The sequence below is a fragment of the Caballeronia sp. INML2 genome, assembly GCF_023631365.1.
In the GTDB taxonomy this organism is placed as follows: domain Bacteria; phylum Pseudomonadota; class Gammaproteobacteria; order Burkholderiales; family Burkholderiaceae; genus Caballeronia; species Caballeronia turbans.
This window is the reverse complement of record NZ_JALQDH010000046.1, coordinates 21,363-40,464: the sequence shown is the minus strand read 5'-3', so window position 1 is coordinate 40,464 and position 19,102 is coordinate 21,363. Positions and strand designations below refer to the sequence as shown.

Here is a 19,102-nt window from a genome sequence, read left to right as displayed (position 1 = left end):
CGCGCCTTCGCCATGACTTCGCCCGACGCCTTGCCCGTGATTCCGCTCGAACTCGATGAGCAACTGTGCTTCGCGCTCTATTCGACATCGCTCGCGATGACGAAAGCGTACAAGCCGCTGCTGGAAAAGCTCGGACTGACATATCCGCAATATCTGGCGATGCTCGTGCTTTGGGAAGCCGACGATCTCACCGTGAAGGAAATCGCCGCGCGCCTCTCGCTCGATTCCGCGACGATGACGCCGCTGCTCAAACGCCTCGAAGCGCAAGGCTATGTCGAGCGCGTGCGTGGGGTGGAGGACGAGCGCCAGGTCTATATCCGCCTGACCGATGTCGGCCGGGCTCTGCGCCAGTCTGCCCAGGCGATTCCAACCGAAATCTACTGCGCGTCAGGCTCCGACATCGACGCGATGCTGCGCTTACGCGGCGATCTCGTGCGGCTGCGGGCCTCAATTAACGAATATCTGGGGCGCTAAATATGCAGCGATAGCGATTCGCTAAGCGGTCAATTGCGATATTTTAATTTTCACGCTAATAATTAGCGCGATATATTTACACCGTGGTGGACGCAATATCAATCTGACAACTGAAACCCACGGAGCGAAACGATGAGCATTCTGTACAAGGCAACGGCGACGAGCACCGGCGGACGCGATGGACGCGCGATTTCCTCGGACGAGCAATTGAACGTGAAACTGAGCGCGCCGAAAGAACTCGGCGGCTCGGGCGCGCCGGGAACGAACCCGGAGCAACTCTTCGCCGCAGGCTACTCAGCTTGCTTCCTTTCGGCGATGAAATTCGTCGCAGGCCAGCAAAAGCGCGCGGTTCCGGTCGAAACGACGGTGACGGCCGATGTCGGCGTCGGTCCGAACGATGCGGGCGGCTTCAAACTCGACATCGAACTGCGCATCGCGCTGCCGGGTCTCGATGCGACGGAGGCCCAGGCGTTGGTCAACGCCGCACACAAGGTCTGTCCGTACTCGAACGCAACGCGAAACAATGTGGACGTGCGCGTCAAAGTAATCTGATCCAGCGCGCGTACGAACGAAAATGCCGGCCCACAGGGCCGGCATTTTCACATCCGATTCGCACAACAACGCCGAACAATTCGGCGCCTGAAACTGATGACTTAGTTCGACATCCACGACGGGTGACGCGCGGTCGCCCGCTGGTCCAACTTCTTCATACGATATTCGAGATCGTAGATGTCTGTTGCTTCGGCGAGATAGGCGTCGTCGCGCGCACGATCGCGCTCGTCAGCGGTCTTGGTGAGAAACAGGAAAATGCGGCTGATCAGGAACATGGTGAACCTCGCTTGGATACTGGGGTAACTACCTATGAAGCCGATTATAGGGTAATCCCTGATCCAACACCAGCCCTATCTGCTAGAACACTGAAACTAAAGACTAATTTGCAACATTCGAAACGCCGGCCGGCGGCGTTCAGGCGACGAACGCATCGCGGGTAGCCTCGCTCGGACGTCGCTGGTGTTTGAAGAACTCCCACATGACCGCGGCGGAATCCGGTCCCTTCGACGAATGGAAAGCGACGGTATCGTCGCCACCGGCCCATGAGTGCCCGAGGCCCCGCACGATCGATGTCTTCACCACGCGTCGGCTGTTCTTGAAGTAGTCCGTCACGACGCCGTCCGGATGCGTTTCCTCGCGCGCTTCGCCCGCACGGCGATTGCCCGCGGCATCGATGAAACCGTTCAGCCGCAGAAACTGCTTCGCCAGTTGTGCGGCGTTCGCGGCCGTCACCACTGAATCCAGCTCACCGTGCACGATGATCGCCGGCATGCCGGGATATTCGCGCACGTCGACGGCGGCGTCGATCAGTGCGACGGGATCGCTTCGCGCGCCGCGACGCATCACATCCATTGCACCGATGGCCGAGCGCGCCTCGCCGAAAACCACGCCCGAATGCAGACCGACAGCAGCGAACACATGCGGATAACGCACGGCGAGCAACGCCGCGAGTCCTGCACCGGCAGACATCCCCGCGACATACACGCGCTCCGGATCCAGATCGTGCTGTTCGACGACCGCATTCACCAGCGACACGACCGACGCCGCCTCACCGCCGCCTCCGTTCCCAGAATCGTCATACCAGCGCCAACAGCGATGCGCGTGATCGTGCTTCGACTGCTCGGGGTACAGCACGGCGAAACCATATCTGTCGGCAAGCAGATTTATACGTGTGCCCTGCGCGAATTCGTCGGCATTCTGCTTGCAGCCATGCAGCATCACGACGAGCGGCATCGGTTCTGTCCCGGCTTTCGGCGGCATGTAGAGCGCGTAAGCCATGTGATTCACGAAACGGCCGGCCGTAGGCGGCGCCGAGTGATACGAGCGCGCCCATTTCCCGCGCGCCCAAGCCGACGCGCGCGGCCGCACTCGGGATTCGCGCGCAGCCGGGCGCGCGCTGGCGCGAGGCGCCCCAGCCGCTTTCGCGGCCGTGCCGGGCTTCAGTTTCGACTTTACGGTCTTGGCGCGTGCGGGCTTGGCCGCGGCGCGGGGCTTCGGTGTGCGAATTGCGTCCACCTGGCTGGTGACCAGACGTCTCAAGCCGCGCAGCCAGAGCTTGGTAAGGCTTTTTGACATTGGGCTGGGTCCTCCACAAACATGCAATCGGATGGCGCGGCGAAATCGCGCCCGTTGTGCGATGCACAATAACATCAAACCGGCTAGATGGCGCGCATCCTCGACTTACATGTCGGGATAAATTAACGTAATTTCAACAAAAAAGACGAACTTAAACGGAAGTTACCCGCTGTAACAAGCAGCTTTCTTTGCGGAATGTCGCATAATTCAGCATCTTCCCAAGCGTTATACTGAGGAGGATTTGCGGCGTCGTGTCAGAAGCGCTTTGAGCGGGGCCTGCCGTTTTCGTCGTGTCTGCCGCACTGCAGCAACCCTCATTCCCAAAAACATCTATGAACGTGGACTTTCCTTCTTCCGCCTGGATTTTCGTCACTGCGCTCGGCAGTGTCGGCGTCATGGGCCCGGTGGCGCTCATCGTCGCCGCGTGGCTCGCGCTCGGCTATCGCTGGAAATACGCAGGCGCCTGGCTCGCGTTGCTCGGCGCCGCGAGCGGCCTCGTCGCGTTGAGCAAGATCGCGTTCATCGGCTGGGGAATCGGTGTGCGTCATCTCGATTTCACCGGCATCAGCGGACACGCGCTGATGTCGACGGCGGTTCTGCCGGTCGCGATCTTCGTCGCGCTGCTGCCCGCGCGTGGCGCGATGCGCGCTATCGGCGTCGCGCTGGGGCTGGCGCTGGGCGTGTGGGTCGGCGTGTCGCGAGTCGTGCTCGACGCGCATTCCGTCTCCGAAGTGGTGGCGGGCTGCGCCCTCGGCGCGGTGGTCGCGCTCGCGTTCGTGTGGGCCGCGTGGCGCGCCGAGTCCGGCAAGCTCGCGCCGGCGCCCGTCGCCGCAAGTCTCGCGGCGGTCGTCGCGGCCTTGCATGGCGTGCCCGTGCCGACGCAGCACTGGATCACGGAAATCGCGCTCGGGCTGTCGGGCCACGAGCGTCCCTACGTGCGGGCGAGCTGGAAGGCGAAGATTTACCGCGCGCCGGATCGCCGCACCGAATTGCCGCCGGATCAACGCGCGGCCGCGTGACACGGCCGCCGGCGTCGCAGTGCGTGCTGCTTAATCGTTCACGCCGATGATCACGCTCGACGCCTTGATCACCGCCACGGCCGCCTGACCTTGCGCGAGCCGGAGCGTATCGGCGCTCTGATTCGTGATGATCGCGGTGATGGTGGTGCCGCCGTCGAGCGCCAGCGACACTTCCGCGTTCACCGCGCCCTTCGTCACGCTGGCGACCGTGCCGCGCAACTGATTGCGCGCCGACAGCTTCGCATTCGTGTCTTCCATCAGCATGACCCACGACGCCTTGATGAGCGCGAACGCGTCGCTGCCTTCCTTGAGCCCCAGCGCTTGCGTGCTTTCGTGCGTGACGACCGCGACGATCGTCTGGCCGCCTGCCAAGCCGAGCTCGATTTCATCGTTGACGGCACCACGCGTGATTTTCGTTACCTTGCCGGCCAGTTGGTTGCGCGCGCTCGTTTTCATCCCAAGTCTCCCGATCAGCTGCCAGTCATGGGCGAAGCCTTCGATCGCCGCGCCCGCCCGTTCCAAAAATTTTCGATGCTCGCGTTCGATGGCGCGGTACGTCTCGATGAGCCGCAGCGCGGCGGGCGTGAGCACCGTGCCCCCGCCGCCCCTGCCGCCGGTTGCGCTCGTCACGAGCGGCTCGCCGGCCAGGTTGTTCATGGTGTCGACGGCGTCCCACGCGGCCTTGTAACTCATGCCGACGGCCTTCGCCGCGGCGGTGATCGATCCCGAGTCCCGAATCGCGGCGAGCAGCCCGATGCGCGCCGCGCCGCCGAGCGTCTGAGTGCCGCTACGCAGCCATACGGAGCCGCCGAGTGCCAGCGGGTCGCGCACGTTCGGCCGTGCTGTTTTATTCATCTGTCGCCCTCTGTGGCCATGCGGGTCAATGAACGGGTGGCGGCTTATATCGACGCCTTCACACGCGGACGACGCATCGACCGAAGCAGCCGCTCGCCCTCCTGCGCGTCCTTCCTTGCCGACGCCGCGCCCCACGCCCGCGCGAACCCGCGCTGATAATCGCTGGCCTCCGGAATGGACGCGAGCCGGTCGGCTGCGACAGCCGCATCGTTCGCTTCGCCAAGTACCGTCTGCAGCTCGCCGAGCAGCTTCGCGGTGTGCGTGCGCGTGCGCCGCGACGTGACCGAGCGGAAAAATTCGAGCGCATAGCGCAGCCGCTTGGCATGAATGCGCACACGATGCCGCTCATGCGCTTCGAGCGACGCGAGATCGGGCACATGCGCGATGCGCCGGTAGTCCTTGCGGATGCGCTTTTCGGCATAGCTGACGAAGCGCGTCGGCGACGCGTCCTCTTGGGAGGCGAAGCGAGCGAGCCATTCGACGAACGCGAGCGTGAGACGCGCGTACCGCTTCGACGCGAGCGCATCGCGCACCTTGTCCCGCGCGACGCGGCGCTTCGCGTCGGCGGCGGCGATCAGCGCCTGCCAGCGCTCGGCGCTGTCGTCCGATTCCGCGTAGGCGGGCAGCGTCTTGTCGGTGAACACGTCCCAGTCGCGCGCATCGGCGAGCAGGTCGCCGAACCATGTGAGATCCGGCGCAACGCGCGTGTTCCAGGCATCGTCGACATAGCCGCGAAAAAGTTTCAGCAGTGTCTTCAGCCGCCGCTGGGCGACACGCAACTGATGCACGTGCTCGTCGCCTAGACCTGCGCGCGATGCGTCCGCGTTGCCGAACCACTGCCCGGCCACCGATGCCGCGATGGCGACGAACGCTTGGCGGCGCGTCGCGGTGCGCGGAAGATCGAGCTTCGCCGCATGCACCGGCTGCGCTTGCGACGCGTGCTCGTCATCCGGCGCGATGCAAAAGGGCGCGGCGTCGAGCACCTCGCCCGCGACGCGGAAAACTGCATCGAGCGCACCGTTCACCGACGGCGCCGCGAGCCGCAATGCCGGCAGCGCCTGTACGGACGTTTCGAGCGTCGCGAGGATGTCCGCGCCGCTCGCATCGATGCGCCATTCGATGCGCTCCACTTCGACTTCGGGGGCCGGAACGTCAGGCGCCTCGCCGTCGGGCGTCGCGGCTGTTCCCGCGTCCACATGGCGATACGCCCTGGCGAGCGGTCCGTGCAACGCTTCATCGGCTTGCGCGAATTCGATCAGCGACGCTGTCAGATCCTCGCCCGCAGGCCGCGCGAAAGTCCGGTAACGCACGAAGCCGGGCATCGGCGCGCCTTCGGTCTGCACGGCGCACAGCGTGCGCGCGCCCTCCAGCGTCTCCACCGACAGCCGCCAGCCCGGCGCTTTCAGCGCGATCTCGCGCGCGGTGAGGCGCGTCGAGCGGGGCGTCGCGCCCGCGAACGCGGCGACACGCTGCAACGCCTCTGCGAGCACGCCGATGGACCCGTCGTCCGATCGAATCGCTTGCAGCGTTACCTCGACCCACATCGTCATGAAGTCTCCCGGAGCGGCTTCGCGCCGCCCGTCAATTCATACGAAAGGCTCATGTTTCCCGATTCATGAAATCGACACACGCTGCGGGAAACATGGCCTTTTGAGCGTCTGAAACGCTTCTCATCTGCTCTCCACCTTCCGATACCCCCGTGCAAGTCACCCAAGGACGCGACATGAACCAGATCGCCTTTCCCCAAGCACGAGAAGGACGCACGCTCGGGCAGCGGCTCGCGCTGCTGCTTTTTCTGATCGCCATCGGCGCGGGCGCCGTGTACTGCGTCCTGCATCTGCTCGAAGATCTCGCGCCGGTGCGGGAATCGTCGGTGTTTCCGTACATCCTGCTCGGCATCGCGCTGCTGATCGCGCTCGGCTTCGAATTCGTCAACGGCTTTCACGACACCGCGAATGCGGTTGCCACCGTAATTTACACGCACTCTTTGACGCCAAACTTAGCGGTTGTCTGGTCGGGCGCATGGAATTTCATCGGCGTGCTGATTTCGAGCGGCGCCGTCGCGTTCGGCATCCTGCAACTGCTGCCGGTCGAGCTGATCATCGGCGTGGGCAGCTCGCAGGGCTTCGCGATGGTCTTCGCGCTCCTGATCGCGGCGATCATCTGGAACCTCGGCACGTGGGCGCTCGGCCTTCCTTCGTCGAGCTCGCATACGTTGATCGGTTCGGTGATCGGCGTCGGCCTCATGAACCAGATGCTGCACGGCACGAACGGCACGTCGGGCGTCGACTGGACCCAGGCGATGTCGGTCGGCAAGTCGCTGCTGTTTTCGCCGATCGTCGGCTTCATTCTCGCGGGCTTCCTGCTCTACGTGCTGAAGCTCGTCGTCCGCGTGCCGGCGCTCTACAAGGAGCCGGAGAAGAACACCCCGCCGCCGTTCTGGATCCGCTGTCTGCTGATTCTCACCTGCACGGGCGTGTCGTTCGCGCACGGTTCCAACGACGGCCAGAAGGGCATGGGCCTCATCATGCTGATCCTGATCGGCACCGTGCCGACCGCCTACGCGCTCAACAAGGCCATGACGGCGGGCGAAACGCAGACCTTCGTCGCGGTGAGCCACAGCGCGTCCGATGTGCTGCAGCGCTACAGCAACGGTGTTTCGCCCGCGGCCGACGCACGCGGCCAGGTGGAGAAGTACGTGCAGACGAAGACACTCGCGCCGGACACGGTCGCGTCGCTGAAGGCGGTGGTCGGTTCGATCGAAACGCAGGTCCGGCCGAGCCAGACGATCGCCGACGTTCCGCAGGGCAACGTCCGCAATGTGCGCAATGAGATGTACATCGCGTCCGAAGCGCTGCGCATCATGGAAAAGCAGAAGGCGCCCGCATTCTCCAGGGACGATGACGCCGTGCTCGGCAACTACAAGAAGCAGCTCGACCACGCGACCAAGTTCATTCCGACGTGGGTGAAGGTCGCTGTCGCGGTCGCGCTCGGTCTGGGCACGATGGTCGGCTGGAAGCGCATCGTCGTGACGGTCGGCGAGCGCATCGGCAAGACACATCTGACGTACGGGCAAGGCGCGTCGGCGGAACTCGTCGCAATGCTGACCATCGGCGCCGCCGATGTCTACGGCCTGCCGGTCAGCACGACGCACGTGCTGTCATCGGGGGTTGCGGGCACGATGGCCGCGAACGGTTCCGGTTTGCAATGGCGGACCGTGCGCAGCCTCGCGCTCGCGTGGATTCTGACGTTGCCGGTGTCGATCGCGCTCGCTGGCCTGCTGTTCTGGGCGTTCCGCGGCATCTTTTGATCTTTCCGGCGATGACCTCGCGCCCGAACGCCCGTCGAAGGGCTTTCCAGCGCTGTGCAAGTTTTGCCGATCCCGCTTCGTTTCGCGTCTCCTTTTCGACAATCGTCTGCTCACGCTGACGATCCTTCGACACGCCGGCCGCCTTGTATCACGGTCTTTCGAGCCCACTGGCACGGCCATTGCTCTAGTGCTGTCGTCGATCGCAAAACTGATCGTGCCGGTGGCCGCGAGCCGCCGCTCCCCTGGCGCATGACTGTCGATGACGGTTGGGAGGCTGCGCCGGATGCCGATCCGTCCCGCGGTCATTTGAATAAGGAGAAGTCGAATGACGATCGGAACCATACTGCTGATCATCCTGATCCTGCTTTTGATCGGCGCCATTCCTTCCTGGCCGCACAGCCGCAGTTGGGGCTACGGGCCGAGCGGGATTCTGGGCGTCGTGCTGATCGTGGTGATCGTTCTGTTGTTGATGGGCCGGATATAACGCAGCGCGGCGTGTTCAGCCGCGCAAAAAAAGGGGCGCTCCGTCAGGGCGCCCCTTTTTATCATCCGTGCCTGTTCACGCGTTCAGACCCGCATCACCTGGCCGTTCGGCTCGATCTTGCGCGGAATGACCGGCTCGGCCGGCTTTCGCGACGCTGTCTTCGGACGCGGCGCCACGGACGGCTGCTCGATGGCGGCCTTGTCCGCGACCTGCTTCACTGAGGTCGCGCTCTTGTGCTTTTTCCTCGCCGCGGTCTGCGCGGCCGCGTGCGTCTTGCTCTTGCCTTTGACGGACTGTGCTTCGGGAGGATTCCAGACTTCCGTGTAGCGCTCAGCCGCGAAAAGCGACGACGAGCCGACCAGAAGAACGACGATCAGGAATACGCGCTTCAAGTGATTCGCTCCAACGGTTAGTGGCCCGCTCTGCGCGAGAGAATGGCGTCGAGCGACTGCTCGGATGTTTCCAGTTCGTGCAACGCGGCGTCGAGACGCTCGAGCGAGCGAGCGACGGACTGCCCGTCCTGGATGAAATCGGACTCGCCTCGTGTGGCGTCGAACGCCGCGTTGACCGCGCGCGTCGCGCGCATGAAACGTTCGAGCGCAGCCGCTTCGAGCGGATCGTTGCGTGGAATCATCGGCAAGCTCCCTGTTGCAGACAAGCTGTACGAATATACAGTAAGCCGCCGCCCCGGCAAACAGGCGATATGCGACGTGGTGAAAATGCCGAAGCCCCTCTTGACCTGCGCCCGCAGGACGTCGGGCGACATTTCGCCGCGCCTCGATGCGGCGCCGCTCGCGATTAAGTCGCCCTTAATTCTTGCCCGACACACTCGTCTCGCGATCCGGCTCAATTGCCGCCGCCCCGTATCGGACGGCCGGATCATCACCGTGAGGAATGTGCCATGTCAGCCAACACCGCCGCGCGCCGAAGCTTTGCCAATCTCGCACCGACGATGCGAAAACAGTACGCGCTCACGCTGCGCGAATGCCGCCTGTCCCTGCCGGTCGAACCGCCGTGGGGACCGGCTTATCGCATGGTCGAATGGGTGCTGAAGAACGATCAGCGCGTGCAGCGCCGTGTGCTCCCCGCCGATTGCACGCCCTCGCAGATCGCCGACGCGCTCAAATCCCACGTGCCCGGCCGCCGCTACGGTCCGACCGATGACGACGCCTGATCCGGCGCCGCGCGTAAAAACATTCATGGCATGCTTGTATTAATCCAAATGTGGACTAACATCTACAACAAGTTCCTTTGGAGACTTAACGACATGTCCAACGCCGCACGCGCCGAACACTCGCCGGCTCGCGCCCCGGCGCCGCGTCCGGCGCTCGATTCGAGCGATCTTTCCGCCGCCGGCTTACGCGCGTTCTTCAACATCGCCCGTGACTGGGAGCTATCGGCCGAAGAGCAGATCACGCTGCTCGGCTCCCCGGGGCGTTCCACCTTCTTCAAATGGAAGGCCGCGCCGCAATCCGCGCGGCTCGGGCGCGACACCCTGGAGCGCCTCTCGCTGATTCTCGGCATCTACAAGGCGCTCCAGATCCTTTTGCCGGACCCGAAAGCCGCCGATACCTGGATCCGCCGTCCCAACGCCGCGCCGCCCTTCGGTGGACATCCAGCGATCGACCGCCTCCTGGCGGGCAATATCAGCGATCTCGTCGCCGTGCGCCAATACCTCGACGCGATGCGAGGCGGCTGGGCGTGATGGGAATTGCATTTCGCAAGGACACATCGAACTGGCGCGAACAGTGGCCGCACAGCCTCATCGGCTGGTCGCCCGCGTATCGCGTGATTCCCACGCGTTTTCCCGCCGTCAACCTGTTCGACCGCGTCGCCTCGCCGCAGGATTTCGAAGCGCTCTATGCGCTCGAGGCGATGACCAACGACCGCCTGCGCACCGAAATCGGCGAACTCGATCTCGTGCCGCCGGACGAACGCTGCTTCGGGCCGGGCTGCGGGCCGATCATGGCCGCGTTCACGCATTTGAATCCGAACGGCAGCCGCTTCTCCGACGGCAGCTACGGCGTGTTCTATTGCGGACGCGAACGGCAGACCGCGATCGCTGAAACGCGCTATCACGCCGGGCTCTTTCTCGCGGCGACGAACGAGGCTCCGCTACGCCAGCAGATGCGGCTCTATACGGTGATGGCGCACGGCGAAGTCGTCGATCTGCGCGGCGACGCGATCGAGCGGGCCGGCCTCGATGCGCGCATTCTCGCACCGGACGACTACGGCCCGGGCAAGGCGCTCGGACGCGCAGTGCGCACGGCGAGCGCGCCGGGAATCGTGTATCCATCGGTGCGCGATCCGCAAGGCGAATGTCTCGCCGCCTTTCGCACGACGATGCTGCGTGATTGCCGGCACGCGGCGTATCTGGAATACAACTGGAACGGCGAGGCGATCGATTATGTCTTCGAGCTGAACCAGGTCGGCTGAGCGGGCAAACGTTTCACACGCTTCAGCGGATCGCTATCGCCGTCTCGGTCCGCGTGCGCGCGAGCTTCTTCGACGCCGGGCGCGCAGCCTTCCCCGCCGGCTTCTTCGCGACATGCTCCAGCGCCTGCGATGCCGCGTTCTTGCCGCTCGCCTTGAGCCCGCCGGCGCGCGCCTTGCGGCTCGATTCCGAGAGCAGCCGGGTCAGGCGCGTGTCGTTCATCGCCTCGCCCTTGCGGTTCTTGCGGGCCGCCTCGCGCGTGCGGCGTTTCGCTTCCTTCTCGAGGAAGATGGCGAGCGCGGCCTCGTCGGTCCTGAGTCCGCGGCGGCGCGACGCGGGCATCGTCTCGGCAAGCTCGCCGGCCTCGAATGCGTCGATCACGGCAGGATGCACATAACATTTGCGGCATACGGCAGGCGTATTGCGCAGCAGTTGCGCGACTTCCTTGATCGTGCCGACGACATGCCTGCGCGCCTCCGTCACGGTCTCCCATTTCAGCCGCCTGAGCGCCGCGAGCGCGAACACGCTGCCGGCCCACGTGCGATAGTCCTTCGCGGTGAAGTCCGCACCCGTGATCTCGCGCAGATAATCGTTGATGTCGGATGAAGAGACCGAGTGGCGCGTGCCGTCCGCATCGAGATACTGGAACAGATCCTGTCCCGGCAAGTCCATGCACCGCTTGACGATGCGCGCAACCCGCGCGTCGCTCACCGCGACATCGTGCTCGATGCCGCTTTTGCCGCGGAACCTGAACCTCAACGTTCCCGCCGACACTTTGAGGTGGCGCTTGCGCAACGTCGTCAGCCCGTATGAGCGGTTCTCGCGCGCGTATTCCTCGCTGCCCACGCGAATGAGCGTCGTGTCGAGCAAACGCACGACGGTCGCGAGCACCTTGTCGCGCGGCATGCCGTCGAGCGACAGATCGCGCGTAACGCGCGCACGCAGCTTCGGCAGCACGACGGAAAACGCGAGCATGCGCTCGTACTTGTTGGCGTCGCGGGTTTCGCGCCACTGCGGGTGATAGCGATATTGCTTGCGCCCGCGCGCATCGCGCCCCGTCGCCTGGAGATGTCCGCGCGAGTCGGGGCAGATCCAGACATCGGTATAAGCGGGCGGAATGGCGAGCGCATTGATGCGGCGAATCTCGGCTTCGTCATCGATTCGCTTGCCTTGCGTGTTGAAGTACGCGAACGCCCCGTCGATCCACTCGCGCGTGTAGCCGCGCCGCGAATCGTCCATGTAGCGCAGGCCCGGCGGCAAATCCTCGGGGCAGCCCTGCAAGGCGCCCGTCCGTGCGTCGCCGGATCCGCCGCCTGTCTCGTCGCTCGTTCTCGTTCTCGCCACCGCGCGCCTCGCCTGATTGACGTTCGATTCATGGCGAAGCACCGAGCAACGCGCGTGCCGCCTGCGCGAAGCCGTGGCGGACGTCAGGGCAGCGCAAGCTCCCGCGCGCCCTCGGAGGCGGCCCAGCGCTCCTTCACGGACCAGCGCTCTTCGGTGCCGGCCTGAACGATCGTGAGACGGCCTTCCGGCGCGAACGCGCACGTATCGATGTAAATCTGCGAGCCGATCTGCTTCACGGCGCGCGTCGGCGTATGGCCGCAGTAGGTCGGCGACAGCCCGAGCTGTTGCTGCGGGTCCGCCTGACCGAGCGCGAGGGCGCGGCCCCACAGAATCTGCGTGCGCACGTCTTCATGGAAATCGCCGGCGTCGAGTTCGGCGTCGTTGCCGAAAAACTCCGCATGCAGCACGTTGAAGCGCCGTTCACCTTCGCCGACGATGCGCACGAGCGGCAACTTCGCGAGCCGCGCCGCGAGCACGGCGAGTTGATCGTCGGGAATCGCGTCTGCCCACGCGCCGCCGATCGCGTACCACGACTGACGGCGCATCGTGCCGGTCGCGACCGAGATCAGCGAATCCTCGTGATTGCCGAGCACGGGATAGAACCACGGCTTGTCGATGAGATCGATGGCCGCGCGCGAGTCGGTGCCGCGATCGACCAGATCGCCGACGGAGAACAGCCTGTCCCGCGCACCATCGAAGCCGATTTCGTGCAGAAGATAGCGCAGCGCATCCATGCAGCCATGCAGATCGCCGACCACGAAATCGCGGCCGATATCATTGGCGGGATGCCTGCAAACGATAGGATAGGTAGGACCATTCATGCGCCGATGATAGCGCTGCTCAATGACAAGGTGTGAGGCCTGGCTCGCTTTTGCAAGCAATCTGCAAGCCGCATCGACACTCGTTACACGGGCGTTACCGGCGCGCTGGATACGCGCGTAAAAGCTGCTGCGCGCCGTCGATTCAACCCGTATTTATTGCGCTATCGCGCGCAGCCGCGCGACCGTTTTTGCATCGGTCGTTGCGCGTGGATCACCGAACTGGCGCGTGATGAAGTTGGCCAGCGCCGCGATCTCTTCGTCCGTCAGTTGCGCGCCGAACGCCGGCATCTGGGCATGGGCGTCGCGCGTCTGACGATTCACGCCGTGCAGGATCACGAGGACGAGATTGTTCGTCGTCGCGATGCCAAGTGCGCCGGTCACGCTGTCGTGCACGAGTGAGGGAAACGACTTGCCACCCTCGCCCGTCACGCCGTGACAACTCGCGCAGGCGGCCGCGTAGAGCCGTGCGCCGTCGCTGTCGAGCGCCGTGATGTCCGTGCGTGCCGGCCGACCGAAGCTCGTGCGCACGCGCGCCGCCTTCACCGCGACCGGCGGCACGGCGCGCAGATACGTGATCATCGCGCGCAGATCGGCGGTCGTCATAAATTGCGTGCTCGTGGCGACGACCTCCGCCATCGGTCCGAGCGCGTAGGCACGGCCGGGCGCCGCGCCCGTCGACAGAAAGCGCAGCAGTTCGTCGTCGCGCCATGCGCCGATGCCCGCCACGCGTTCGGGCGTGAGGTTGCCTGCCTGCCAGCCCGCGATCGTCGCGCCGCCGAGCCGCTCACTCCGGTCCAGTCCGCCGAGCCAGTTGCGCGGTGTGTGGCACTCGCCGCAATGCCCGAGCCCCTCGACGAGATACGCCCCGCGATTCCACTCCGCGCTCTTCGACGGATCGGCAACGAAGCGTCCCGGCGAAAAATTGAACAGATTCCACAGCGTCATCAGCCAGCGCTGGTCGAAGGGAAACGAGAGCGCGTTGCGCGGCCTCGCGGTGCGCACGGGCGGCACGGTTGCGAGCCAGGCGCGCATCGAGAGGAGATCGGCGTCCGAAAGCAGCGTGTACGCGGTGTACGGAAACGCGGGATAGAGCCGCTCGCCGTTGCGTCCGATGCCCTCACGCATCGCCCGGATGAACTGCGCGTCGGTCCATGCGCCGATGCCCGTTTCCCGGTCGCTCGTGATGTTCGGCGCATACACGTTGCCGAACGGCGTCGCGATCGGCCTGCCGCCCGCGAACGGCCGCGCGGGATCGGCGGTATGGCAGCTCATGCAGCCGCCCGCGCGCACGAGATACTCGCCTTGAGCGGCTTTGGTTTGCGCGTTGGCAGGGCTGAGCAGACAAGCCAGGAGGACGAACACGCCCGTGAATCGCGCGTTCATCGCAACGACGTTTCGATCGTGCCGGCGAGCCGCAGCGCGAGCGCCGCGATCGTCAACGTGCAATTGACCGAACCGCCCGCGGGCATCACCGCGCTGCCGGCGATGAAAAGATTCGCATGATCGTGCGCGCGGCATTCGGCATCGACGACGGCATCGCCCGGATCGCGGCCCATGATCGCCGTGCCCATGATGTGGCTGCTCGCGCCGAGCGAATCGTCGTATTCGATCTCGGTGCCGTCGAACATGCCGGCAATGCGACCGAACAGCGCGCGCGTATCGGCGGCGCTCTTGCGCACGTAGTCGTCGATCGCATAGGCGATTTCCGGACGCGGCAAGCCGAGCGCATCCTTTTGCGCCGACAGCGTCACGCGATTCGCGCCCGATGGCAATTGCTCGTGGAAGCTACCGAACGTGAGCCTGCGCGCGCACTGCTCGCGGATCTGCCGGTCGAGTTCGCCGCCCGTCAGCCCTTTGCCGAGCAGGTTCCAGGTGACGGCGAGCGTGGGCGCCGCGTTCGACAGATGCAGCTTCTTCGCCGCCTGCTGCGCGCGAAACGGCCCGTCGCGAAAGTCGACGATCGAGCTCATTTCCACCGGCCCGCGCCCCGGCCACAGCGCCTCGTTCGCGAGAAAGCTCACGCTCGCGCCGGGATGATCCATCAGGTTACGTCCGACCTGATCCGAGCCATTGGCGATGCCCTTGGGATAGCGCGCCGACGTCGACATCAGAAGAAGCCTGGGCGTTTCGATGCCGTTCGCCGCGATCACGAAGCGCTTGCCCGTCACGCGCGTGCTCTGGCCGTTCGGGTCCTTGTAATGGATCGCGACGATGTCGCCGCGATCGTTGGCCTCGACGCGATACGCGACTGCCTGCGCGATCAGCGCCGCGCCCGCGCGCTCGGCTTTGTCGGCATGCGTGGCGGCGTGGTAAAGCGCGCCGATCGGGCAAATCGGCATGCAATTGTTGTTGCCGCAGCACGCGGGGCGCGCGTCGTATGGGCGGCTATTGCGCGCCATCGGCTCGGGCACGACGCGCAACGACTGCGCGCCGAGCACGTCCGCCACACGCCGGTCCATCCATGAGAGCGGCAGCGCGGTCATCGGATAAGGCGTCGAGCGCGGCGAGCCGAGATCGAGATCCGGGCCCGCAACGCCCAGCTCGACTTCGGCCTGACCGTACCAGGGCTCGAGCGTCTCGTAGGGAAACGGCCAGTCGCGCCCGACGCCGTACAGCGACTTCACGCGAAAATCGGCGGGCAACAGACGCCAGGCGGCGCCCGCCCAGTGCCACGTGGTGCCGCCGACGAGCCGCAGATATTGCGGTCGATACGGGGTCGTGCCGCGATCGATGAGATATGCGCCCGGATTCATCGGCTCGGGGCGAGGCGCGTGACGCAGAAGCGGATATGGCGCGCACAGGTCGCGCTTGTCGGCGACGCGGCGAAAGTTGTCGACGATCTGCCAGCGCGCGAGACGCGGCCCCGCTTCGAGCAGGATCACCGACGCGCCCGCCTTCGCCAGCCGATACGCGACGAGACTGCCCGCCACGCCCGATCCGACGACGACCACATCCGCCGAAGTGGAACCCGCCATGCGCGCGCCTTTGTCCTTGGTCGTGATGCCTGCGCGCCGGCCGCTCAGGGCTTGCGCGCCCAGTCGGCGGGCTCGCCGCGGCAGTATGAGGGAATCGTGAGCATGTCGCCGACGGGATCGAACATCAGTGCGCGTTCGTACGCAACGACCTCGACATGCGGCGGCTCGCCGACGACGCCGAGATACCACGCACGCATCACCGCACCCACCGTCTTCGCGAGCTCGGGGCGCGTGGTTTCCAGCGCGGCCGTGATGACGTCGGTCGGTGTGCCGCCGTGCGTCGCAATCCATTGGTCGAGCGCGGCGATCTTCGCGGCGAACTCGGGAACGTGCCGGACGAGCGCCGCATGCACGCGGTCGGCCAGAAGCGGATCGAAGCTCGTGCGGCCTGTGAGCCTCGCCGATACCGCGACGAACGCATCGAACCCGGGCGCGCGCGACTGCTGTTGAGCGCGCGCAGGCAGCGACGCCCACGCGGCGAACGCGCACCCGCCCGCCACGAGGCCCCGCCGCATCGCGAACGACACGCGCTCGGACGTTTTCATGCGCTTTCCTCAGCTTGCCGAAAGGTGACCGGGCAATAATCGCAGGCATCGAGCGAAGGCTGGCTCTCACGCGGATAGAAACGAAATGAAGCAGATTCTCCCGCCCGTTCTGCGCTACCGGCCGCGCGCCCTGGTCGGCCTCCTGATTGGTTGCGTCGTCGCCGCTTTGGTTCCGGCGCACGTGCGCCCGACCGCGCGCGCGCTGATCGGCTGGGACGCGGCGGTGTGGCTCTATCTCGTGCTGATCTGGCTCAAGATGGCGACCGCGCGCCAGAGCGACGTGCAGGCGCTTGCCGAACGCGAGGACGAAAACGCCGCGACGGTCCTGATGGTCGTGAGCGTCGCGGCACTCGCGAGCATCGTGGCGATCGTCTTCGAGTTATCGACCGCGAAGAACCTGGGCGCGGGAGCGGTGCTGCATTACGTCCTGACCGGCGCGACGATGCTCGGCGCCTGGCTCCTGATCCCGACGATGTTCACGCTGCACTACGCACGGCATTACTATCAGTCGCCCGATAACGATCCCGCCCTCAGGTTTCCCGACCGGCATCTGAAGCCCGATTACTGGGACTTCCTCTACTTCTCCTTCACCATCGCGGTCGCCTCTCAAACCGCCGACGTCTCGCTTGCATCGACATCCGCGCGCCGCACCGCGCTCGCGCAGTCGGTCTTGTCTTTCTTCTTCAATCTCGCGGTGCTCGGGCTCTCGATCAACATCGCCGCGAGCATGGTCGGCGGCTGAAACGACGCTGTCACGCGCGCTCCATAAGCTCTTCGGATACGCCGTGTAAAAACGCGACGCACGCCGCTGTCAGTTTTACACGCGGCACGTTCGTGCAGCTTCGTGCCTGGCCGGCGCCGTGCGCCGGCGGTCTCGGCATGCCATGGCCGCACACGAATGTGCTGCACCGCACATGCACGCGCGCGCGTGGCACAGCGATTGCTGAATTGCGCCAGCTATTTCAGACGAAACCTCGATCAGCGCTCGCATGCGCGGCTTGCCGTCCGCGCGTTCCTCTTGCTCAGGAGCCCCACTTTGCCTTTGAATGTTCTGCTGGTCGCCTCCGAAGCCGTCCCGCTCGCCAAGACCGGCGGACTCGGCGACATGGTCAGCGCCTATGCTGCCGCGCTGCGCGAAGCCGGCGTCGACGCCACCATCCTGCTCCCCGCCTACCCGAATGCGATTGCTCAGGCTGAAGGTCTGAGCAAGGTGGGCACGCTTACGGGCCTGCCCGGTGGCGATGCAGCACTGTTGCGCGGCCGCATGCCCGATACCGGCGTGCCGGTGTTGCTGCTGCGCGCCGATGCGCTCTATGCGCGCACCGGCCTTTATCAGGATGCGCAGGGCCGCGACTATCCGGACAACGCGATCCGCTTCGCGATGCTCTCGGCGGCCGCCGTCAAGATCGCCGAAGGCGTGCGCGGCGTGAAGAAGCCCGACGTCGTTCATGCCCACGACTGGCATACCGGCCTGACGCCGCTTCTGATGAAACACGCGGGCGTGCACGCGAAGAGCGTATTCACGATCCACAATCTTGCATTCCAGGGCAACTACGCGCTCTCGCTTGGTGCGTCGCTCGGCGTGCCGCAAAAGTGGCTCGTGCATGCGTTGAGCGATCCGAAGAGCATCGAGTTCTATGGCGCGCTGAGTCTGATGAAAGCGGGCATCGTGCACGCCGATGGCGTGACGACCGTCTCTGAAACCTACGCACGCGAAATCCTCACGCCGCGCTTCGGGCATCTGATGGAAGGCGTGCTGCAAAGCTGCGCGGACAAATTGGTGGGCGTCGTCAATGGCATCGACGAACAGACGTGGAATCCCGCCACGGACCCGCTCATCGAACGCAACTATTCATTCGACGACATGCGCGGCAAGCACGCCTGCAAGCGCGCGCTGCAACGCAGGTTCGGCCTGCCCGTCGATCCTTTCGCGCCGCTCATGGCAATCGGCAGCCGCATGACCGGCCAGAAGCTCGCCGATGTCGCGCTCGAAGCGCTGCCCCGGCTGCTCGAGAAACATCCGCGCCTGCAACTCGCGGTGATCGGCAAGGGCGAGGCGTATATCGAGGCGGGCTTCAGGAAGCTCGCGCAGGAATGGCCGGATCGCGTGGGCGTGTATATCGGATATGACGAACGGCGCGCGCATGCCTTGCACGCGGGCGCGGATCTCCTGTTGCACGGCAGCCGCTTCGAGCCGTGCGGCCTCACGCAGATGTATGCCATGCGCTACGGCACGCTGCCGATCGCCTCGCGCGTGGGCGGCCTCGCCGACACCATCGTCGATGCGGCGCAGAACGCGGAACATGACGTGCGCGACGTGCTGCGTCCCTCGGCGTATCTGCGCGACGGCACGCACGACACGCCCATCGCGTCGATCGCGGCACCGCGCGCCGCACATGCGCCTACGGGCTTTCTCTTCGACGGCGAACGCGCCGACGATGTCATCGACGCCGCGAGCCGCGCGCTCGATGCCTACATGCGTCCGCAAGTGTGGCGCGCGCTGCAGCGCAACGCGATGTCCTGCGATTTCGGATGGAACGAAGCCGTGACGACGATGGTCGCACTGTACGTCGGCCTGAGCGACGCGCGCCCGAGCCGCTCGACGTTGCGCACGCGCCGCGTTCCCGAGCTCATGCAGGCAACCGCGCCCGCGCAAGTGCAGGACGCGCGTTCGCTTGCGCGCACCGCATGAGCATACGCGGCGCAGTTGTTCC

General features: G+C 65.3%; 21 protein-coding genes. 10 read left to right on the top strand and 11 right to left on the bottom strand.

Features of this window, described 5'->3' with window-relative positions; genetic code table 11:
- Window positions 1-12: 12 nt before the first annotated feature.
- Both NCT32_RS14860 and NCT32_RS14855 read left to right on the top strand, forming a co-directional pair.
- Complete coding sequence (locus NCT32_RS14860) at window positions 13-474, top strand: MarR family winged helix-turn-helix transcriptional regulator (protein ID WP_061118319.1); 462 nt, start codon at window positions 13-15, stop codon at window positions 472-474.
- Between the two features lie 132 nt (window positions 475-606).
- Window positions 607-1,026 carry an organic hydroperoxide resistance protein gene (locus NCT32_RS14855; RefSeq protein WP_061118320.1) on the top strand — a complete coding sequence of 140 codons (420 nt, stop codon included), beginning with the start codon at window positions 607-609 and terminating at the stop codon, window positions 1,024-1,026.
- Between the two features lie 101 nt (window positions 1,027-1,127).
- Here NCT32_RS14855 and NCT32_RS14850 read toward each other — a convergent pair whose 3' ends face one another.
- On the bottom strand, window positions 1,128-1,301 hold the full coding sequence (locus NCT32_RS14850) for a DUF3563 family protein (protein WP_086961054.1): 174 nt from the start codon (window positions 1,299-1,301) through the stop codon (window positions 1,128-1,130).
- A gap of 139 nt (window positions 1,302-1,440) precedes the next feature.
- Window positions 1,441-2,601, bottom strand: coding sequence for a PHB depolymerase family esterase (locus NCT32_RS14845; RefSeq protein WP_061118321.1), 1,161 nt, complete (start codon window positions 2,599-2,601; stop codon window positions 1,441-1,443).
- 332 nt (window positions 2,602-2,933) lie between these two features.
- Here NCT32_RS14845 and NCT32_RS14840 point away from each other — a divergent pair, with 332 nt between their 5' ends.
- Window positions 2,934-3,620 carry a phosphatase PAP2 family protein gene (locus NCT32_RS14840; protein ID WP_061118322.1) on the top strand — a complete coding sequence of 229 codons (687 nt, stop codon included), beginning with the start codon at window positions 2,934-2,936 and terminating at the stop codon, window positions 3,618-3,620.
- Between the two features lie 30 nt (window positions 3,621-3,650).
- Here the strand turns inward: NCT32_RS14840 and NCT32_RS14835 are convergent, their stop codons facing one another.
- On the bottom strand, window positions 3,651-4,475 hold the full coding sequence (locus tag NCT32_RS14835) for a TOBE domain-containing protein (protein WP_061118323.1): 825 nt from the start codon (window positions 4,473-4,475) through the stop codon (window positions 3,651-3,653).
- A 44-nt stretch (window positions 4,476-4,519) separates the two neighbouring features.
- Complete coding sequence (locus NCT32_RS14830; RefSeq protein ID WP_061118324.1) at window positions 4,520-6,025, bottom strand: CHAD domain-containing protein; 1,506 nt, start codon at window positions 6,023-6,025, stop codon at window positions 4,520-4,522.
- Window positions 6,026-6,198: 173 nt separating this feature from the next.
- On the opposite strand from NCT32_RS14830, the gene NCT32_RS14825 reads away from it, so the two are divergent.
- Window positions 6,199-7,785: an inorganic phosphate transporter gene (locus tag NCT32_RS14825; protein WP_061118325.1), complete on the top strand. Its 1,587-nt coding sequence runs from the start codon at window positions 6,199-6,201 to the stop codon at window positions 7,783-7,785.
- Window positions 7,786-8,110: 325 nt separating this feature from the next.
- Window positions 8,111-8,269, top strand: a complete 159-nt coding sequence (locus NCT32_RS14820; RefSeq protein WP_040050372.1) for a DUF3309 family protein — start codon at window positions 8,111-8,113, stop codon at window positions 8,267-8,269.
- A gap of 83 nt (window positions 8,270-8,352) precedes the next feature.
- Here the strand turns inward: NCT32_RS14820 and NCT32_RS14815 are convergent, their stop codons facing one another.
- Together NCT32_RS14815 and NCT32_RS14810 are read right to left on the bottom strand one after the other, a co-directional pair.
- The gene (locus NCT32_RS14815) at window positions 8,353-8,661 is read right to left on the bottom strand and encodes a hypothetical protein (RefSeq protein ID WP_061118326.1); all 309 of its coding nucleotides are present in this window, start codon (window positions 8,659-8,661) and stop codon (window positions 8,353-8,355) included.
- Window positions 8,662-8,678: 17 nt separating this feature from the next.
- Window positions 8,679-8,903, bottom strand: coding sequence for a hypothetical protein (locus NCT32_RS14810; RefSeq protein ID WP_061118327.1), 225 nt, complete (start codon window positions 8,901-8,903; stop codon window positions 8,679-8,681).
- Between the two features lie 267 nt (window positions 8,904-9,170).
- On the opposite strand from NCT32_RS14810, the gene NCT32_RS14805 reads away from it, so the two are divergent.
- From NCT32_RS14805 to NCT32_RS14795, 3 genes are all read left to right on the top strand, one after another.
- The gene (locus tag NCT32_RS14805; protein WP_086961056.1) at window positions 9,171-9,443 is read left to right on the top strand and encodes a DUF2866 domain-containing protein; all 273 of its coding nucleotides are present in this window, start codon (window positions 9,171-9,173) and stop codon (window positions 9,441-9,443) included.
- A 93-nt stretch (window positions 9,444-9,536) separates the two neighbouring features.
- Complete coding sequence (locus NCT32_RS14800; RefSeq protein WP_061118328.1) at window positions 9,537-9,974, top strand: MbcA/ParS/Xre antitoxin family protein; 438 nt, start codon at window positions 9,537-9,539, stop codon at window positions 9,972-9,974.
- Window positions 9,974-10,705 carry an RES family NAD+ phosphorylase gene (locus NCT32_RS14795; RefSeq protein ID WP_061118329.1) on the top strand — a complete coding sequence of 244 codons (732 nt, stop codon included), beginning with the start codon at window positions 9,974-9,976 and terminating at the stop codon, window positions 10,703-10,705. The genes NCT32_RS14800 and NCT32_RS14795 overlap by 1 nt, the downstream gene beginning before the upstream one ends.
- A gap of 22 nt (window positions 10,706-10,727) precedes the next feature.
- Here the strand turns inward: NCT32_RS14795 and NCT32_RS14790 are convergent, their stop codons facing one another.
- From NCT32_RS14790 to NCT32_RS14770, 5 genes are all read right to left on the bottom strand, one after another.
- Window positions 10,728-12,047 (bottom strand): DNA topoisomerase IB, encoded by a 1,320-nt coding sequence (locus NCT32_RS14790; protein WP_061118381.1) that lies wholly within the window; start codon window positions 12,045-12,047, stop codon window positions 10,728-10,730.
- A gap of 83 nt (window positions 12,048-12,130) precedes the next feature.
- A complete protein-coding gene (locus tag NCT32_RS14785; RefSeq protein WP_061118330.1) occupies window positions 12,131-12,868 on the bottom strand; it encodes a metallophosphoesterase in 738 nt (245 codons plus the stop codon).
- Window positions 12,869-13,021: 153 nt separating this feature from the next.
- Entirely contained in the window at window positions 13,022-14,251 is a 1,230-nt protein-coding gene (locus tag NCT32_RS14780; protein WP_061118331.1) for a cytochrome c, read from the bottom strand.
- Window positions 14,248-15,843 (bottom strand): GMC family oxidoreductase, encoded by a 1,596-nt coding sequence (locus NCT32_RS14775; RefSeq protein WP_061118332.1) that lies wholly within the window; start codon window positions 15,841-15,843, stop codon window positions 14,248-14,250. Before NCT32_RS14775 ends, NCT32_RS14780 begins: the two co-directional genes overlap by 4 nt.
- A 44-nt stretch (window positions 15,844-15,887) precedes the next feature.
- Window positions 15,888-16,388, bottom strand: a complete 501-nt coding sequence (locus NCT32_RS14770) for a sugar dehydrogenase complex small subunit (RefSeq protein ID WP_061118333.1) — start codon at window positions 16,386-16,388, stop codon at window positions 15,888-15,890.
- Window positions 16,389-16,473: 85 nt separating this feature from the next.
- On the opposite strand from NCT32_RS14770, the gene NCT32_RS14765 reads away from it, so the two are divergent.
- Window positions 16,474-17,130, top strand: a complete 657-nt coding sequence (locus NCT32_RS14765; RefSeq protein WP_061118334.1) for a DUF1345 domain-containing protein — start codon at window positions 16,474-16,476, stop codon at window positions 17,128-17,130.
- Window positions 17,131-17,424: 294 nt separating this feature from the next.
- Window positions 17,425-19,080, top strand: a complete 1,656-nt coding sequence (gene glgA / locus NCT32_RS14760; protein ID WP_250490427.1) for a glycogen synthase GlgA — start codon at window positions 17,425-17,427, stop codon at window positions 19,078-19,080.
- Window positions 19,081-19,102: the final 22 nt, after the last annotated feature.

What these genes read in the sequence shown, in the direction of transcription:
- NCT32_RS14860 (WP_061118319.1), top strand. Translation starts at nt 13, where the DNA reads ATGACTTCGCCCGACGCCTTGCCCGTGATTCCGCTCGAACTCGATGAG.
- NCT32_RS14855 (WP_061118320.1), top strand. Translation starts at nt 607, where the DNA reads ATGAGCATTCTGTACAAGGCAACGGCGACGAGCACCGGCGGACGCGAT.
- NCT32_RS14850 (WP_086961054.1), bottom strand. Translation starts at nt 1,301, where the DNA reads ATGTTCCTGATCAGCCGCATTTTCCTGTTTCTCACCAAGACCGCTGAC.
- NCT32_RS14845 (WP_061118321.1), bottom strand. Translation starts at nt 2,601, where the DNA reads ATGTCAAAAAGCCTTACCAAGCTCTGGCTGCGCGGCTTGAGACGTCTG.
- NCT32_RS14840 (WP_061118322.1), top strand. Translation starts at nt 2,934, where the DNA reads ATGAACGTGGACTTTCCTTCTTCCGCCTGGATTTTCGTCACTGCGCTC.
- NCT32_RS14835 (WP_061118323.1), bottom strand. Translation starts at nt 4,475, where the DNA reads ATGAATAAAACAGCACGGCCGAACGTGCGCGACCCGCTGGCACTCGGC.
- NCT32_RS14830 (WP_061118324.1), bottom strand. Translation starts at nt 6,025, where the DNA reads ATGACGATGTGGGTCGAGGTAACGCTGCAAGCGATTCGATCGGACGAC.
- NCT32_RS14825 (WP_061118325.1), top strand. Translation starts at nt 6,199, where the DNA reads ATGAACCAGATCGCCTTTCCCCAAGCACGAGAAGGACGCACGCTCGGG.
- NCT32_RS14820 (WP_040050372.1), top strand. Translation starts at nt 8,111, where the DNA reads ATGACGATCGGAACCATACTGCTGATCATCCTGATCCTGCTTTTGATC.
- NCT32_RS14810 (WP_061118327.1), bottom strand. Translation starts at nt 8,903, where the DNA reads ATGATTCCACGCAACGATCCGCTCGAAGCGGCTGCGCTCGAACGTTTC.
- NCT32_RS14805 (WP_086961056.1), top strand. Translation starts at nt 9,171, where the DNA reads ATGTCAGCCAACACCGCCGCGCGCCGAAGCTTTGCCAATCTCGCACCG.
- NCT32_RS14800 (WP_061118328.1), top strand. Translation starts at nt 9,537, where the DNA reads ATGTCCAACGCCGCACGCGCCGAACACTCGCCGGCTCGCGCCCCGGCG.
- NCT32_RS14795 (WP_061118329.1), top strand. Translation starts at nt 9,974, where the DNA reads ATGGGAATTGCATTTCGCAAGGACACATCGAACTGGCGCGAACAGTGG.
- NCT32_RS14785 (WP_061118330.1), bottom strand. Translation starts at nt 12,868, where the DNA reads ATGAATGGTCCTACCTATCCTATCGTTTGCAGGCATCCCGCCAATGAT.
- NCT32_RS14780 (WP_061118331.1), bottom strand. Translation starts at nt 14,251, where the DNA reads ATGAACGCGCGATTCACGGGCGTGTTCGTCCTCCTGGCTTGTCTGCTC.
- NCT32_RS14775 (WP_061118332.1), bottom strand. Translation starts at nt 15,843, where the DNA reads ATGGCGGGTTCCACTTCGGCGGATGTGGTCGTCGTCGGATCGGGCGTG.
- NCT32_RS14770 (WP_061118333.1), bottom strand. Translation starts at nt 16,388, where the DNA reads ATGAAAACGTCCGAGCGCGTGTCGTTCGCGATGCGGCGGGGCCTCGTG.
- NCT32_RS14765 (WP_061118334.1), top strand. Translation starts at nt 16,474, where the DNA reads ATGAAGCAGATTCTCCCGCCCGTTCTGCGCTACCGGCCGCGCGCCCTG.